This is a genomic window from Micromonospora sp. CP22, assembly GCF_009712475.1.
Classification (GTDB): Bacteria; Actinomycetota; Actinomycetes; order Mycobacteriales; family Micromonosporaceae; genus Micromonospora.
The window spans coordinates 1-16,540 of sequence record NZ_VCJO01000022.1 but is presented as its reverse complement, the minus strand read 5'-3'; the positions used below and the strand labels follow the sequence as shown (position 1 = coordinate 16,540).

The following is a 16,540-nucleotide window of genomic DNA, read 5'->3' as shown; positions in this document are numbered from 1 at the left end:
GATGAGTCTGCCGGTACCGCTGCTGATCACGGAGTACACGCAGGCCCGCAGGGAGGGCCGGATAACGGGTCGACAGGTCTGGCCGACGCAGGAGTCGACGGCCTGACGCCCCCGGCCGACACGGCCGCAGACACCGGGCTACCCGGCGTGGACGGCCCGCCGCCGGGCAACTCCGGGCGCGTGACCGACCCGGACGGCCCCGACCTGTGGCAGGCGGCGGCCGGTACGACCTTCGGCGGTGCGCTCCTCGATCCCAACCCCGGGCGTACCTCGATCGCGGTCGAGGAGGCCCTGACCAGCGGGCCACTACCCGACGGGGCCAGCGCCGACCCGGCCACCGCCACAGTCACCCTGACCACTCCCGACGGTCCCTACCCGGTACGCATCGAGCTGACCCCGGTCGCGGTGGACGCGTCGGTCGTACCGGTGGCCAACGTCCAGTACACCCCCGACGGGGCCGTCGTGCAGGTGTCGACGAGCGCCCACCCGGATCACGTCCGGCGGGCGGTGGCGGCGGCGCTCGCCGAGGTGGACACCATCGCCCAGCTACGGGCCGAAGGGGTTCGGTTCGACGCGACCACCGCGCTCGCCGAGGGCGCCCGTCCGGAGGGCGACGGCACCCGCGTGCTGACCGCACGCGACATCGGTCAGCTGGCCGAGCTGCGGGTGGTGCTCGCCGACAGTGCCACCACTACCGATCCCGGAACCGCCGCCCAGCTACGCGCCGAGGCACTGAGCCTGCTGGTCGCCTCCGGCCTCCTCGAACAGCAGCCGACGCACGTCGTGCACGGGCTCGGCAGCAACACGCCGGTCGTCGGGCCGGAGGCGGCCCGCGCCCGACTCGACCTGATCCACCATCACCTGGGCCCGCTCGCCACCGAGATCGAAAGCCTCATCGGGCTCGCACAAGGCGACGGGCAGCAGCTCGTGGCGGACATCCGGGCCGCGCAGTCGGCCGTCCGCGCCGAGGCCCGCGCCTGGGCCCAACAGGCGACCGCGCTGCGCGACCAGGCCGACCTCGCGCTGACCGCCAGGGTGGACGCCACCCTGGGCGTGGCACCCGACCATGTCTTCGACCGACTCGTCATCGGTGGTGGCTGGGCCGCGACCGCCGACTTCGTCACCATGGGGGCTCCCGCCGACGCCGGCCACGGTCTGCCGCCGGTGCTCTGCATCTCGCAGGGGCACGACCCGTGGGCGGAACGCCAGGCGCTGCTGATGGGGCAGGTCCCGTCGGAGCTGGAGATCCCCGGCCTGCCGTTCCAGCCGAGCGACCTGGCGCAGGAGGGCACCCAGTTCACCCCCTCCGACGTCTTCGCCGACGCGGTGGGCGCGGCCCGCGCGCTCGCCGGGATGCCGACCTACCAGGGCACCGCGACCTCGATCACACCCCGGCCGGCTGACGCCACGGGTTGGCCCGACGGCGCCAACTTCCGAGTGACCGTCAACGGCCAGGACTTCTACACCTCCTCCGTCGACATCGCCAGCGGCCCGGGCCCGTCCCGAGTGCCGAGCGTCCCGGCCGACACCACCGGCACCTACGTCGATCCGAGCACCGGCTACCGCGTTGACCGCTCCGGCGACGCGGTGCGGTTCCAGGACCCGGACGGCAATCCGGTGGCACCGGAGAGCGTGCCTCCGGGCGTACGAGCGGTTCTCGGCGGCCCCGGTGCCGGCCGGTCGGATCTGCCGCTGCTGGCGGATCTGAGCGGGCGACCCACCGACCCGCTGGTGGTCGACCCGACCTCCGGGTACGCCGTGGACGTCACCACCGGTCAGGTGCTCGACCCTGACGGCACGCCGGTGGACCCCGGAGCCGTGCCGACCGAGGTCGGGGCCCGGCTGGGTGTCGCTCCGGACGGGTCCTTCCGGGATCCCCGCCCCGCCGCGCCACCTGTCGACTTCGGCGGGCAGAACCTCGCCGACGCCTACCGTCCCGGGGATCGGGTGCTCGTCTTCGGCGCGGGCGCGTCCGGCGCCTGGGACATCGAGCAGGCCGTGGCGTCGCCCGCCGCGAGCGTCGACTGGTCGGCCCGCGCGATGGACCCGCCGCCGGACCAGCTCACCGGCGATCCTGTCCAGGACGCGGAGGCGCGCCTGCGGCACAGCTTCGGAGGCGGCTACAACCGGCGGAACACGCTGCCCGACGTCGGTGCCTACGCCGACACGGTGCAGAGCCAGGTCGATCGGTCGTTGCGGGAGATCGTCAGCCTCCGGCACACCGTCGACGGCGGCTTCCAGGTGGAGTTCACCGACGGCAGCCGACAGACGTACGACCGGGTGGTCCTCTCGATCGGCCAGGCGGCCGAGTTCCCGGGCGGTGTCGCCAACCTGGTTGCCGACGTGGACCTTGCCCCCATCGAAGGGCCAGCCACCGCACCGGTAGGACCCGCCGATGTGCTGGGGCTGCGAGACGGCAGTGGTCAGCTGCGCATTCTGGGAGCAGCGAGCGTGGCCGGTCCGCTCATCAGCAGGGTCGACGAGACGGTGGAGGATGCAGTCCGGCGCCAGGCCGCGGCCCTGCCGGTCGACTCCCGAGGCATCGCGCCCAGCATCCGGTTCCACGCGCAACGGATCGCCGAGGCGAATCGGCCGATGCCGCCTGCTGCCACCGGCGACGGCCCGACCGGGGGCGGTCCCCGGTCTGGTCCGGACGCCTCAGACGTCGTGGTATCGCGGGGGCCCCTCCCAGGCCCAGCGGGTGTCGAGCCAGGGCAGCGGTCCGTACCGGTCGAGCAGACGCTGCCCGACAGCGGGCATCTCGACCCCGATCGGTCTGCCGTCGATGTCCTGACCGATGCCGTACGGCAGGATGTCGACCCGGTTGCGGTCGAACTGGACGTAACGCAGGCGGGGGAGGTTACGGCTGGCGGCCAGCGCCTCGGCCCCCTCGGCGCCGATGTCACAGCGGGACAGCCCGAGCCACCGCAGTCGGCCCAGAAACCCGGAACCGGTGAGCTGCCGCACGCCGTCGTCACCGATGGGGTTGCCACCCAGGTCCAAGCCGACCAGAGTCTTCAGCAGGGGCGACGCGGCGATGTCGGCGCAACGTCCGGTGACGTCGGTCAGCACCAGGTGACAGACGGGAACGCTGCCCCAGACCTCGGTACCGTGGCTGAGGAAGGCGTCGGCCCGCATGGTGACCGATTCGACGAAGCCACGCCGCACCTGCCAACCGTCGACCAGGTGCGCGATCGGACGGGCGAGTCGCGGTCCGACTCTGCGCCGGAGCAGCAGACGTCGTGGCGTACTTCCGCCGTTGATGTCGAGGCGGATCAGCTCGGCGCGCTCGGGATCGGTGGGCTCGATGGCGTCGGCGTAGCGTCGCCGCAGGTCGAGGTCGTCGGGGTCGGCGAGGATGGCGGCGTAGAGGTCGGCGGGCGTGGCCATGACGGCAGCGTAGCGACGGACGGCCCGGTCACCGTCGGTACCGTTGGGACCTCGACGTCTCCGGAATCCCTACCGTCTTCACACCTCCTCCCAGCCGACACCGAGCCAGTGCCATCCCCATTGGACGTCGAGCCAGGGCAGGGGGCCGTACCGGGCGATCAGTTCCTGCCCGAGCGGGGGCAGCTCGACGGAGATGGGCTTCCCGTCGATGTCCTGTCCGTGGCCTCGGGCGGTGACCTCGACGGGGTTGCGTCGCAGGTCGACGTAGCGCAGGGCGGGCAGGTTGTCAGTGGCGGCCAGGGCTTCAACTCCGGCCGCACCGATGCCGCAGCGGGCCAGGCCCAACCACCGCAGCCGGCCCAGGTGCGGGGAGTCGACGAGCGCGGCGAGTCCGTCGTCACCGATCGGGTTTCCGCGCAGGTCGAGGGCGACCAGACGGTCGAGGCAGGCGGCCTGGGCGACGTCCGGCATGAGTCCGGCGGCCTCGACCAGGACCAGGTGGCGGACGGGATGGTGGGCCCAGACCGCCGCGCCGTGGTCGACGAAGGCACGAGCGGTCATGGTCACCGACTCGATCAGGCCGTTGCGAATCCGCCAGTCGACGAGCAGATGGGCGACGGGCTCGGCGAGGCGCGGGTGGGTCCGCCGGTGCAGGAGCATGACCTCCCGGGTGTTGCGGATTCCGTTGATGTCGAGGCGGATCAGCTCGGCGCGCTCGGGATCGGTGGGCTCGATGGCGTCGGCGTAGCGTCGCCGCAGGTCGAGGTCGTCGGGGTCGGCGAGGATGGCGGCGTAGAGGTCGGCGGGCGTGGCCATGACGGCAGCGTAGCGACGGACGGCCCGGCCACCGCCACCCAGCCGTTGCCGGAGAGCCGGCGCTTCGGCCCGGGTGAGCTGGCACCGCTGGAAGACCCGCGCTTCCAGGACGACCTCGCGGCGAGCTTGGCCACCCCGCAGGGGTACGCGGTCTTCGCCGATCCGTCCACCCACCCGTACGGACAACTGGTCAACGACGGCGGGCCGGATCGGCCCGGTCGGGGCAACAACTGCCTCGACTCGTCGCTGGCGGCACTGGCCAGCTTCCACGGCGACCCGCAGGTGTCGGTGCCCCGTTGGGCGGACCGGGCCGTCGACGGTTCGATCGACCGTATCTCCGGTGAGCGGGGTGGACTGGAGCGGGCCGAGGCGTGGATCGGCGGTGAGTGGCTCGGCGGCCCCGGCAACCTACCGGCGGACCTGTCCGCACGCACCGACGCGGTGGCCGCCCAGTACGCGGGCCTCTATCAGCAGGTGGCGGAGGCCGGGCCGGGGGCGTCGGCGCTGGTGGTGGCGGACTGGCTGCTCCTCGACGGGGCGGGGAACGTGGTCCTCGACGAGACCGGCCAACCCGAGGTCGACGGCTCGCACGCCTTCGTGATCGTCTTCCCGGCGGGTGCCGACGCGCCGGTGTGGTGGGATCCGCAGACCGGGACGACGACGGTGGAGATGCCCGCCGCCGATGTGCGGGAAACCCACGCACTCTGGGCGATGATGGTGCCGGACGGAGAGGGGCGAGTTGACCGAGGACGAAGCGCTGACACTGATCAGCCGACTGCTGCGGACCGAGAATCCGATCATGCTTCGGGAGTTCGAGTTCGGCTGGCTGGCCCGGGAGAAGCTCTCGGAGCAGGAACGAGCCTCGGGGATGCACGTGGGCCAGGGGAGCTACATCATCGACCGGTCGGGAGTGGTCACGGCACACACCAGCCTGCCGCCGCGCCGGGTGATGGAGGAGTACGCGCAGGCGCGACGCGAGGGCCGGATCAAGGGCCGGCAGGTGTGGCCCGAGGTGGAACCGACGGCCTGACCTCGGTCGACGGCCAACCGCCGTCGGACGGAGCGACCGGACCCACTGGTCCCGGTGGCCCTCCGGGCCCGGACGTAGACACCGCGACCGATGCGGCCGGGCCCGATCTTCGGCAGGCCGCCGCCGGTACGACGTTCGGCGGTGCGCTGCTTGACGCCGATCCGGTGCGGACCGGGGAGGCCGTCCAGGCAGCCCTGGACGGCGGACCTCTGCCGGACGGTGCCCACGTCGACCCGGCCACCGGCACGGTCACCCTGGACACGCTGGACGGTCCGTACCGGATACGCATCGAACTGGCTGCCCCCGCCCATAACGCGCCGCTCGCGCCGGTCGCCACCGTGCAGTACACCGCCGACGGCGCGGTGGTGCAGGTGTCCACCGGGGCGCACCCGGACCACGTCCGCCGTGCGGTGGCCGCGACCCTGGCCGAGGTGGACACCGTCGCGCAGGAACGGGCGGTGGGGTTGCGCGTCGACGCCACCACGGCGCTCGCCGAGGGCGCCCGGCCGGAGGGCAACGGTGTCCGGACCCTCACCGCACAGGACATCGGTCGGCTGGCCGAACTGCGGGTCGTGCTCGCCGACAGTGCCGCCACGTCAGACTCGGCGCTGGCCGGTCAACTCCAGGCCGAGGCGCTGAGTCTGCTCGTCTCCTCCGGTCTGCTGGAGCAGGAGCCCGTCGCCCCCGTCCACGGTCACCGCGACAACGTGCCGGTGGTCGGCCCGAAGGCCGCCCAGGCCCGTCTCGAGGCGATCCGCAACCACCTCGGCACCTTCGCCAGCGAGGTCGAGAGCCTGGTCGGGGTCGCGTCGAGCGACGGGCAGCAACTCGTCGCCGAACTGCGCGCCGCCCAGTCGTCCGTACGCGCCGAGGCCCGGTCCTGGGCACAGCAGGCCACCGCCCTGCGCAACGAGGCCGACCTCGCCCTGACGGCCAGGGTGGACTCCGCGTTGGACGCGGCGCCCGACCACGTCTTCGGTCGGCTGGTGATCGGTGGGGGCTGGGCGGCCACCGCCGACTTCGTTACCATGGGCGCTCCGGCCGACACCGGTTCCGGTCTGCCGCCGGTGCTCTGTGTCTCGCAGGGGCACGACCCGTGGGCGGAGCGGCAGGCGCTGCTGATGGGGCAGGTTCCCTCCGAGCTGGAACTTCCCGGGCTGCCGTTCCAGCCGTCCGACCTGGCCGAGGAGGGCACCGGGTTCACCCCGTCCGACGTCTTCGCCGACGCGGTCGGAGCGGCCCGGGCACTCACCGGGATGCCCACCTACCAGGGGCTCGCCACCTCGGTCACGCCTCGCCCGGCCGACGCCGCCGGGTGGCCGGACGGCGCGAATTTCCGGGTGACGATCGGCGGGCGGGACTTCTTCACCGCGTCGCTCGACATCGCGACCGGCCCCGGCCCAGCGCGGGTGCCGAGCGCGCCGACCACCACTGACGGGCAGTTCTTCGACCCGACCAGCGGCTACCGGGTGGATCGGTCCGGTACCACCCCGGTGTTCCGCGACCCGACGGGCGCGGTCGTCGATCCGGCCGACCTTGCGCCGACCGTGCGAGCCGTCCTCGGCGGCACCGGCACGGGTGCCGCGGACCTGCCGCTGCTCACCGACCTCGGTGGTCGGCCGACGGATCCGTTGGTGGTCGACCCGTCCTCCGGTTACGCCGTCGACGTCCTGACCGGGCAGGTGCTCGACCCGTCCGGCGATCAGGTGGATCCGCGGACGCTGCCCGAGGAGGTGGCCGCCCGACTCGGCTACGCTCCGGACGGCTCGTTCAGTGATCCCCGCCCGGCCGCGCGACCGGTCGACTTCGGCGGGCAGAACCTGGCCGACACCTACCAGTCGGGCGACCGGGTGCTGGTCTACGGCGCGGGAGCATCCGGCGCGTGGGACATCGAGCAGGCCGCGGCCTCCCCGGCTGGGCGCATCGACTGGGCGGCCCAGGCCAGACCGCTACCGGCCGATCGGGTGACGGGCGATCCGGTGGCGGATGCCCGGGCACAGCTGGAGTTCAGCTTCAGTGGCGGTGACAACCGGCGTAACAACCTGCCCGGTCTCGGCGCGTACTCGGACGCCGCGCGGGCGCGCGTGTCGGACATGTCGTTGCGCAGCGTCGTCAGCATCCGGCACACCGTCGACGGGGCGTTCGTCGTCGGGTTCAGCGACGGCACCGAGCAGGTGTACGACCGGGTGGTGCTCTCCATCGGGCAGGAGCCACGCCTGCCCGGCGGCGTACACAACCTGTTGACCGAGGTGGACCTGGCGGCGCTCGAGGGGCCGTCGCTTGACGTGGACAACCCCGTCCCCGACGTGTTGGGGCTCCGGGACGGCAGTGGTCAGCTGCGAGTCCTCGGCGGTGCCTCGGTGGCTGGCGCACTGATGGCCGAGGTCGACAGGAGCGTGGCGGAAGCGGTCCAGCGTCAGGCCGTGGGGCTGCCGGACGACTCGCGGGGCATTCCACCCAGCATTCGTTTCCACGCCCAGCGGATTGCGGAGTCGAACCGTGGCGTCTCGCCGCCGCCGTCGCCCACTGACGGTGGCTCCGCCCGGCCGGACTCGCCGTCAGACCTCGTCCCAGCGGACAATGCCGAGCAGGGCCCAGCCCCACTGGGTGTCCAGCCAGGGCAGCGGGCCGAACCGCTCGATCAGCTCCTGCCCGAGCGAGGGCAGCTCGACGGAGATGGGCTTCCCGTCGATGTCCTGTCCGTGGCCTCGGGCGGTGACCTCGACGGGGTTGCGTCGCAGGTCGACGTAGCGCAGGGCGGGCAGGTTGCGGGTGGCGGCCAGCGCCTCGATGCCAGCCCGACCGATGTCGCAGTCGGCCAACCCGAGCCACCGCAGCCGGCCCAGGTGCGGGGAGTCGACGAGCGCGGCGAGCCCGTCGTCACCGATCGGGTTTCCGCCCAGGTCGAGGGCGACCAGACGGTCGAGGCAGGCGACCTGCGCGACGTCGGCCATCAGCCCGGCGGCCTCGACCAGGACCAGGTGGCGGACGGGGTGGCTGGCCCAGACCTCGTGCCCGTGGTCGACGAAGGTACGAGCGGTCATGGTCACCGACTCGATCAGGCCGTTACGCAACTGCCAGGTGTTCAGCAGGTGGGTGACCGGCTCGGCGAGCCGGGGGCGGATCCGTCGGTGCAGGAACAGCGACTCTCGGGTTCCGTACTCCCCGGCCAGGTAGAGGCGGATCAGCTCGGCGCGCTCGGGATCGGTGGGCTCGATGGCGTCGGCGTAGCGTCGCCGCAGGTCGAGGTCGTCGGGGTCGGCGAGGATGGCGGCGTAGAGGTCGGCGGGCGTGGCCATGACGGCAGCGTATCGACGGAGGGCGCGATCACCGCCGCTGCCGTTCCGGGCTCCACCTTCCACGGTCTGGGCCGCCCGGTCAGCGACCCGGCAGCGGTGCTGGATCTCGCCCGTGCCGCGTTGCCGCAGGTGGCACGGTTCGCCCAGGTGGACGCGGTGGTCGCGGTCGGACCGGATCTGTTCGAGATCCGCTCTGCCGGGCAGTTCCCGCTGACCGTACGGCTGACCAGTGGTCCGTTGGCCGACGGCACGGTGGCCCAGTCGCAGCGCAACCCGGACGGCACCTTCACCGTCACCGTTTCCGACCGGGCCGCTGATGCGGTGGTGGCCCGAGCACTCGCGCACGAGGTCGCCGAGCTGACCGCCCTGCACGAGTCGGGTCGGGCACTGGTCGGCCCGCTGGACCCGGGCAACGTCCAGGGCCCGATCGATCCGGCCGGGCTGACCGCCCACGACCTCGGCCGGATGGCGGAGATCCGACTGCTCGCCGCCGTGTACGCCGACGCCGACCCGGCCACCAGATCCGCCGTGCGCGCCGAGATCGACGCTCTCGCCAGTCACCTCGGCCTACGTCTCGGCGACCCGGACGTCCGCTCCCGGTGGGCGCTCGTCCCACGTGACGTGTTGGCGCACCTGATGCAGCTCAGCGTGCCGTCGATCACGCCCGACACGGTCTCCACGGTGCTGGCCGGTGGCGCCACCCTCACCGAGGTCGAGCGGATCAGGATGTTCGACTACCGGGCCCGGCTGGCTCCGGACTTCCAGGTGCCCCAGCAGGCGGACCTGGACGCCCGGCTGCGGGAGCTGGCGACCGAGGCGGAACACGCGCAATCCGGTATGCCACGGATGCCCGCCTTCGCCGGGCAGATCGTCGGCATCCCGCAGGCACAGCTCGACCGGATCCGGGCGGTGGATCCGCAACTCGCCGACCGACTCGCCACCGAGGGCATCTACGTCGACCTGACCGGCCGCTACGACCTGCGTCCGTACATGGTGACGAACGTGCCCGCCATCGACCTCGGTGCGGCGCGCCCCGCCTACGACCTGACCACCGAGGCCGGTCGGCGTGCCCAACTGCACGAGGACCGGCAACGGGCCCGCGCCGCGCTACGTGCGCTCGAGGGCAACCAGGCAGCGTCCCTGCTCACCGGCCACGACTTCCACTACCAGGGAACGGCCAGGTGGATGGGGCTGGTGCCGGACGTCCTGACCGAGGCACTGCGCAGCATCACTCCGGTACCGCCGACGACCGCCGCTTCCGTGGAGAACCAGGCGACGCAGGACGCATCCGGGACGATCCGGGTCACGGCCGACCGGGTGACCCTGCCACCGGAGTCGAAGGGCCAGCCGGGTCCGGTCTACGGGCAGGCGGTGGATGCCCGCACCGGGCAACCGCCACCACTGTTCGACGGGCCACCGAAGCGCCAGGACGTCCAGCAGGGGTCGCTCGGCGACTGCGGCATGATCGCCGTGATCGGGGCGGTCGCCGGTCACCTGCCGGGCACCGTCACGCAGATGTTCCACCCCAACCCGGACGGCTCGGTCGACGTGGTGCTGCACGAGACCAGCGGACCGGGTCGGACGGTCACGCCGACCGGGCGGCAACTGCGGGTGACCGTCTTCCCGGATGTGCCCCTGCACCCGAACTCGAACGGCCACAGCGCGTACGCCGACCAGTCCACGGTCGGTGCCTCGTGGGCCTCGCTGCTGGAGAAGGCGATCGCGGCGATCGACCGTACCTGGACCCAGCAGCGCCACGACCAGTGGCAGCAGCAGTGGACCGCCCGGCCGGACGTGGACGCCGCGCAGGCGGCTCCACTCGGCTATGCCCGGCTCAACAACGGCAGCAGCCGCCTGGTGCAGGCCGAACTGCTCAGTCAGCTCACCGGCCTGCCGACCGGCGTCAGCGAACTCGATCCGACTCCTAACCGGGAAGCCGACGCCGAGGCGCGACTGGCCGCCCTGCTGGCCGCCGGCAGCCCGCTGATCACCGGCACCCGACCGGCCAGCGCCTACGCTGCGCAGCCGGGCGGCAAGCCACCGTACGGGCTGGTCGCGGGCCACGCGTACGAGATCGTGTCGGTGGCCAACGGTGAGGTGCAACTGCGCAACCCGTGGAACTCCCACCACCCGGCACCGATGCCGATGCGTGCCTTCCTCGACCTGATGAGCCCCTGGTACGCGCACGTCGAGCTGGCCCGCAGCACGGTCACCGCGTTGCCCGACTCGGAGTTCCACGGTCAAGGGCGGCCCACCGCCGACGCCCGGGCGGTGGTGGAGCGGGCCCGCACGGTCCTGCCCTTGCTGGCCGAGCCGATCGGCGCCGATCAGGTGACGGCCGTCGGACCGGACGTCTTCGAGATCCGCTCGGGCGGGCTGACGCCGCTGCGTGTCCAGGTCACCGGCGGCACGCTCGCCGACGGCGTCGTGGCGCAGACCACCCGCAACCTCGACGGCACCTTCACCCTCACCGTCTCCGACCGGGCCGCCGACTGGACGGTCGACCGTGCGGTGGTGCACGAGGCCGCGGAACTGCTGGCCCGGCACGAGACCGGTGAGGCGCAGGTCGGGCTCTTCGACCAGGGCGCCGTTGAGCAGCCGATCGACCCGGGCGGCCTCACCGCCCGGGACCGGGGTCGGTTGGCCGAGCTGCGCCTGCTGGCCGCCGGGTACGCGCAGGTCGACCCCGCCACCCGACTCGTCCTGCGTGCCGAGATCGACGCCCTGGTCGATCGGCTGGGCCTGCGTTGGGGTACGCCCGACGCAGCCGCGCGACTCGCGGTCCTGCCCACCGAGGTGTGGACCCAGGTGATGCAGATGAGTCTGCCGGTGATCACACCGGAGGCGGTGATCGATGCCCTGGCCGTCAACCCCAACCAGACAGCTGTCGAACGGTTCCGGGCGATCGACTACCGCAGCCGCCTCGCCCCCGACTTCCAACCGCCGCCCGCCGCCGAGTTGGCCGGGAAGCTGCGCGAGCTGGCCGTGCAGGGGGAGCAGAGCCAATCCTCGCTGCCCCGGATGCCGGCTCTTGCCGGGCAGCTGATCGGACTGCCGCCCAACCTGCTCGACCAGGTACGCCAGGTCGATCCACGCCTCGCCGACCGGATCGCCGCCGAGGGCATCTACGTCGACCTGACCGGCCGCTTCGACCTGCGCCCCTACACCCTCGAAGGCGCTCCCGAGTTCAACCTGGACGCGTCGGCCCCCGCATACGACCTGGCCACCCCCGCCGGCCGGAACGCGCTGCTGATGGAGGACCGGACGCGGGCCTACGCCGCGTTCAACGCCGAGTACGGGTCGAATCCCGCCGCCGTGGCGGTGCTCACCACGCACAGCTTCCACTATCTGGCGGGCGCACGGCGGATGGGGCTGGTGCCGACGGCGCTCACCCAGGCGCTGCAGGCGATGATGCCGCCGCCTCCGGACGTCGAAGCCGAGGTCACGCCGACCGTGACCGCGGGCGAGGTCTCGGTGGTCGCCGACCGGGTGACCCTGCCCGACCCAGACCCCGAGAATCCGGTCGAGTACGGCCGCTCGCTGCTCTCGGCAACGGGCCAACCGGCACCGCTCTTCGACGGCCCACCCCTACGGACGCAGGTGCAGCAGGGCATGCTGGGTGACTGCGGGATGCTGGCCACGATGGCGGCCCTCGCCGGGCACCGGCCGGAGCGCATTCCGCAGCTGTTCCAGCCGAAACCGGACGGCACGGTGGATGTCCTGCTGCACGAGACCGTGCTGCGCGGCGACGAGTCGGTGGCGACTGGACGGCGCATCCGGATCAACGTGCGTCCCGATGTCCCGGTACACACCGGCAGTTCCTGGGCCGCGTATGCCGACCAGTCAGCAGTGGGTGTCGGATGGGCGTCGGTGTTGGAGAAGGCGCTCGCTGCGGTCGACAGGACCTGGACCAAGGAGCGGCACGAACAGTGGCAGCGTGAGTGGCGCGCATGGGAGGGCAAGGGCGATCCGCACCGTGCCGCGCCGATGGGCTACGCACGGCTCAACGTCGGCAGTACCCCCCTGTTGCAGGCCGAGTTGCTCACCCAGCTCACTGGCCTACCGGCTCGCCAGACGCTTCTCGACGCCACGCCGGGTCGGGAGGCGGCGGTCGAGCGGCAGCTGGCGGCTCTGCTCACCGCCGGAAGTCCGATCACCATCGCCACCCGGCCGATGGACTTGTATCCGGGGCGCACCACCTTGCCTTACGGCCTCGAGGCGCAGCATGTGTACGAAATCGTTGCGGTGCAGGACGGCCAGGTGCAGCTACGTAATCCCTGGAACAGGCAGCATCCGTCCTCGATGCCGGTGCGCGCATTCCTCGATCTGATGCAGCCCATGTGCGCGCACCTGGAGCCGTCACCGGCCGCCGCAACGGCGCAGCCGCCGACGAGCGGCGGACCCCCGGCGAACCTCCAACCGGCCGTACCGTCGCCCCGATCGTCACCCGAGCGAGTCGTCCATCGTCCGCTGGTCGTGCCAGCCCCGGGCGCTCCGATAGCCGAACCCAGTCCGCCGGCAGCGCCTGCCTCGCCACCGCGCACCCTCGGTCGCCGCTATCTCGATGACGATCGGTATGGGATTGGGTACTTCGCGTTGATCGCCGCTGACGGTACGGTGATCGGCCTGATGGTGTCGGAGATCGGTGGCCAGGGACGCTCACTGCACTGGACGGCCGGGGGCACGACGCCGGGGCAGGCGACACCGGCGCCGGTGGAGCGCGCGGAGGCCGAGCGGATCGCGCGTGATGTGCTCGGCTTCCCACTTCCCGCCGAGCCGGCGCTGTACGACATGCTGGACACCTGATCGTGCCTGAGGGAGCCGGGAGAGGACACTTGCGCTCGTTTACTCATGTGGCCGCCGTCCGAAACAACACCACGACGACCGTCGGGCTGGCCCGGTTCGGGGTGCGCTGGGTCGATGTGGGGCCACCGGTGCGTGCCGAGATCATCGTGATGCCCTTCCAGAGCGACGAGAGCTTCGCCCACGAGGTCACCCTCGGCGAGACCTTTCCGGTGGCCGGGGAGACCTGGCGCTTCGCCGATCTCGACATGACTAGTGCGAACGACTGGAAGGTCACCGTCCGTCGGGTGGACGCGGACGAGGTGATGGAGCCGCCGACCGGCCGGCTGTGGAAACGGGCGAGACTGCGCCCCTACGGGCAGCTCGACGAGGCCCAGCTCCAGTCCCTGGAGGCCGCGCTCGGGGTTCAACTACCGTGGGGCTATCGCACTTGGTTGAGCCGCAACAACGGTGCGCAGCCCGAGGTGCCGCACCACATTCCCGGGATGCCGGTCGCGCTGCTTCCGTCGGGGCCGCTGTTCGGCGTACACCCGGAATATCCGCCGTTCGACCTGGTGCACGCCCAGCAGCAGTACCGGGACCGTTGGCTGTCACCGGAATGGCTCGTCATCGCGAACACGGTCAATGGCCTGCTGGTCGTCGCGGCGCAGGCGAGCAACGACAGCGTCTACTTCATCAACGAGTTCGACCTGGTCGGCCCACCCGGCCCGGCCGCCACGGCCGCTAGGGAACGGAAGCTGAAGGCGGTGGCCTGGTCGATGTACGAGTTCATCGGTCGGCTGACCCCGATGGAGCTGGACCACCTCCCACCGGCTCAGATCCACCCGGCCGGCACGTTCACCGATCCCCGGAACTACGAGAACGGGCAACTATGAGCCGGTAGGTCCGACTGAGGTCGGGGCGGTACGACATGCTGACACCTCGTCGTGTCTGAAGGAGGCGGGAGGGGACTGGTGCGCTCGTTTACTCGTGTGGCCGCCGTCCGGAACACCACGACAACGAACGTCGGGCCGGTCCGGTTCGGGGCGCGGTGGGTCGACGTGGGGCCACCGGTCCGTGCCGAGATCATCGTGATGCCCCTCGGGAGCGACGAGGATGTCGTCCACGAGGTGACGCTCGGCGAGACCTTCGCCGTGGGCGACGAAACCTGGCGCTTCGCGGACCTGGACATGGCCAGTGCGGACGAGTGGCAGGTGACGCTCCGGCGGGTGGACGCCGACGAGGTGGCGGAACCGCCGAGCGGCCGGCTCTGGCAGCCGGCCCGGCTGCGCCCGTACGGGCAACTCGACGAGGCGCGACTTCAGTCGCTGGAAGCCTCCCTCGGGGTGCGGCTGTCGCCGAGCTACCGTGACTGGCTGCGCCAGAACAACGGGGCGCAGCCCGAGGTGGAGCACCACATTCCCGGCGTGCCGTTCAGTCTGTTGCCGGAACGTCCGTTGCTCGGGGCGCATCCGGAGTACCCGCCGTTCGACCTGGTGCACGCGCAGCGCGTACACCGGGATCCCTGGCTGTCGCCGGACTGGCTGGTGATCGCCAACCCCTCGGGTGGCCTCCTGGTCATCTCGGCACAGCCGAGCGACGAGAGCATCTACTTCGTGCACGAGATGGATCTCGTCGGGCCTCCCGGCTCACCTGCCGCGGCAGCGCGAGAGCGGGCGCTGCGGGTGGTCGCTGACTCGATCGGGCACCTCGTCGGCCGGTTGACCCCGATGGCGCTGGACCACCTGCCTCCGGCGCAGCTGGTGCCGCCGGGAACCATCACGGAGCCCGGCACCGACGCGGACGGGCCGAGGTAACGGATCAGGCGAGCCGCGTTAGCATCTCGGCGTACGCGTCGTGCACGGCCGTGAGACGGTCCCGCCGGAACCGACCGGGCTCGCGCTGGTGCAGCTGCCGTCCCCGGTCCGAGGTGAAGGCGTTCGCCGGGACGACGGCCGCGTCCGGCGGGATGAACTTGCCGACCTCGTCGAGCGCGGCCATGGCCCGGGTCAGCACGGCGCGAGCGCGCTGCGCGGCCTCGCCGCTCCCGGGGTCGGCCGGCACCTGCCCGGCGTACGCGTCGGAGACCAGCAGCCACTCCCCTGGGTCGAGCAGCTGTGAGGGCTCGTCTTCGCCGTAGCGGAACCCACCGGCGGTGGAAGTCGGCTCGGGCGGCAGCCTGAACACGAACTCCCGTTCCTGCCCACACCCCGCGCAGGCGCCCGTGTACCGGCTGGCCAGTTCGCCGTCGGCAAGCGCCACGACCGCACTCTGCCGGGGGAAACGTGTCTCACCGCAGGTGCACGGGTGTAGATCCATGTAGAGATGTGCCTCCGCATTGGTGCGGCTCAGCAGGGGGCTCATGCGACCCACCGTACCGATCGGATGCTTCCGCCGACGTCCCGGTGCGGCCCGCTGGCATACTCGCCGACCATGGTGTTGTCACGCGGCTGGGCCGTCTTCCTCACCGGGGTCGGGGTGTGGACCTGGGTGATCTGGCCGAGGTTCGCGGTGGCCATCTGGAACGACCCGAGGTCGTGGGCGAGTGGGAACGTCGGGGACTGGCCGGCGACCGGCTTCCTGTGGGTGCACGCGCTGCTCATCGCCGCGTCGTTGGTCGTCGGCACGGCCGTGGGGCTGCTCGGCCTCCGTGGGTGGCGGGCATCCCGACGCGGTACGCGTTGAGTCACCGTCCGGAGTGGCTCAGCTGGTCTGACCTGGGCCTGCCGGGCGGTCACACCCCCGATCCCAAGAGTGTGACCGGGACCGCGTCGCGCCGATTTGACGATCAATCCACCGGACGCGTAACTTTCTCTCTGCCAACGCGGAACGGGGGCAAACAGGGCGAAAACCCTGAGGCCCAGGTTCGCTAGGCACCGGGTTCGTGGAGGGGATATCTCCTCTGTGGACGCGGCCGGGTGGTGCTCGACCGAGCGGCCAGAGGGGCCGATTTGGTGGGGCGGAACCGACCGGGTAAGGTTTACGACCGGCAGGGCACCGGGCGAGCGTGCGGGAGACCGCAGCGGCCGGCCTGCCAAATCCGATGACCGAGTCAGGCGGGCGACCGCTGCGCTCGATCACGGGTGCCGAACCACCTGAAGCGTGACGGACCGGGACAATCCGGTTTGACTCGCCCCAGACGGTGAGGTAACGTAGTAAAAGTGCCCGGTGCGGTTGTGGTCGGGTGTGGTGCCCCGGATGGCGGCCCGTTGGTGGGTTGTTT

At 71.8% G+C, this 16,540-nt stretch carries 8 protein-coding genes and 1 pseudogene; 5 read left to right on the top strand and 4 right to left on the bottom strand.

The genetic code is table 11. The features are described from left to right. Positions 1-2,658: 2,658 nt before the first annotated feature. Positions 2,659-3,138 (bottom strand): hypothetical protein, encoded by a 480-nt coding sequence (locus tag FF096_RS27585; RefSeq protein ID WP_375335381.1) that lies wholly within the window; start codon positions 3,136-3,138, stop codon positions 2,659-2,661. 330 nt (positions 3,139-3,468) lie between these two features. Next, positions 3,469-3,861: a hypothetical protein gene (locus FF096_RS27580; RefSeq protein WP_375335380.1), complete on the bottom strand. Its 393-nt coding sequence runs from the start codon at positions 3,859-3,861 to the stop codon at positions 3,469-3,471. A gap of 39 nt (positions 3,862-3,900) precedes the next feature. Here FF096_RS27580 and FF096_RS27575 point away from each other — a divergent pair. Next, a pseudogene (locus FF096_RS27575) lies at positions 3,901-4,848 on the top strand (toxin glutamine deamidase domain-containing protein); the annotation flags it as partial. 2,946 nt (positions 4,849-7,794) lie between these two features. Here FF096_RS27575 and FF096_RS27570 read toward each other — a convergent pair. Then, positions 7,795-8,190 (bottom strand): hypothetical protein, encoded by a 396-nt coding sequence (locus tag FF096_RS27570; RefSeq protein ID WP_375335379.1) that lies wholly within the window; start codon positions 8,188-8,190, stop codon positions 7,795-7,797. Positions 8,191-9,000: 810 nt separating this feature from the next. Here FF096_RS27570 and FF096_RS27565 point away from each other — a divergent pair. The 3 genes from FF096_RS27565 to FF096_RS23410 all read left to right on the top strand — a co-directional run bounded on the left by FF096_RS27565 (position 9,001) and on the right by FF096_RS23410 (position 15,134). Beyond that, complete coding sequence (locus FF096_RS27565; protein WP_375335378.1) at positions 9,001-13,341, top strand: hypothetical protein; 4,341 nt, start codon at positions 9,001-9,003, stop codon at positions 13,339-13,341. 47 nt (positions 13,342-13,388) lie between these two features. Next, entirely contained in the window at positions 13,389-14,213 is an 825-nt protein-coding gene (locus FF096_RS23415) for a DUF6406 domain-containing protein (protein WP_309223832.1), read from the top strand. A gap of 96 nt (positions 14,214-14,309) precedes the next feature. Beyond that, positions 14,310-15,134 (top strand): DUF6406 domain-containing protein, encoded by an 825-nt coding sequence (locus FF096_RS23410; protein WP_309223831.1) that lies wholly within the window; start codon positions 14,310-14,312, stop codon positions 15,132-15,134. A gap of 4 nt (positions 15,135-15,138) precedes the next feature. Here the strand turns inward: FF096_RS23410 and FF096_RS23405 are convergent, their stop codons facing one another. Beyond that, positions 15,139-15,681 carry a hypothetical protein gene (locus FF096_RS23405; protein ID WP_155221722.1) on the bottom strand — a complete coding sequence of 181 codons (543 nt, stop codon included), beginning with the start codon at positions 15,679-15,681 and terminating at the stop codon, positions 15,139-15,141. Positions 15,682-15,750: 69 nt separating this feature from the next. On the opposite strand from FF096_RS23405, the gene FF096_RS23400 reads away from it, so the two are divergent. Continuing rightward, positions 15,751-16,002, top strand: a complete 252-nt coding sequence (locus tag FF096_RS23400) for an SCO4848 family membrane protein (RefSeq protein ID WP_155221721.1) — start codon at positions 15,751-15,753, stop codon at positions 16,000-16,002. Positions 16,003-16,540: the final 538 nt, after the last annotated feature.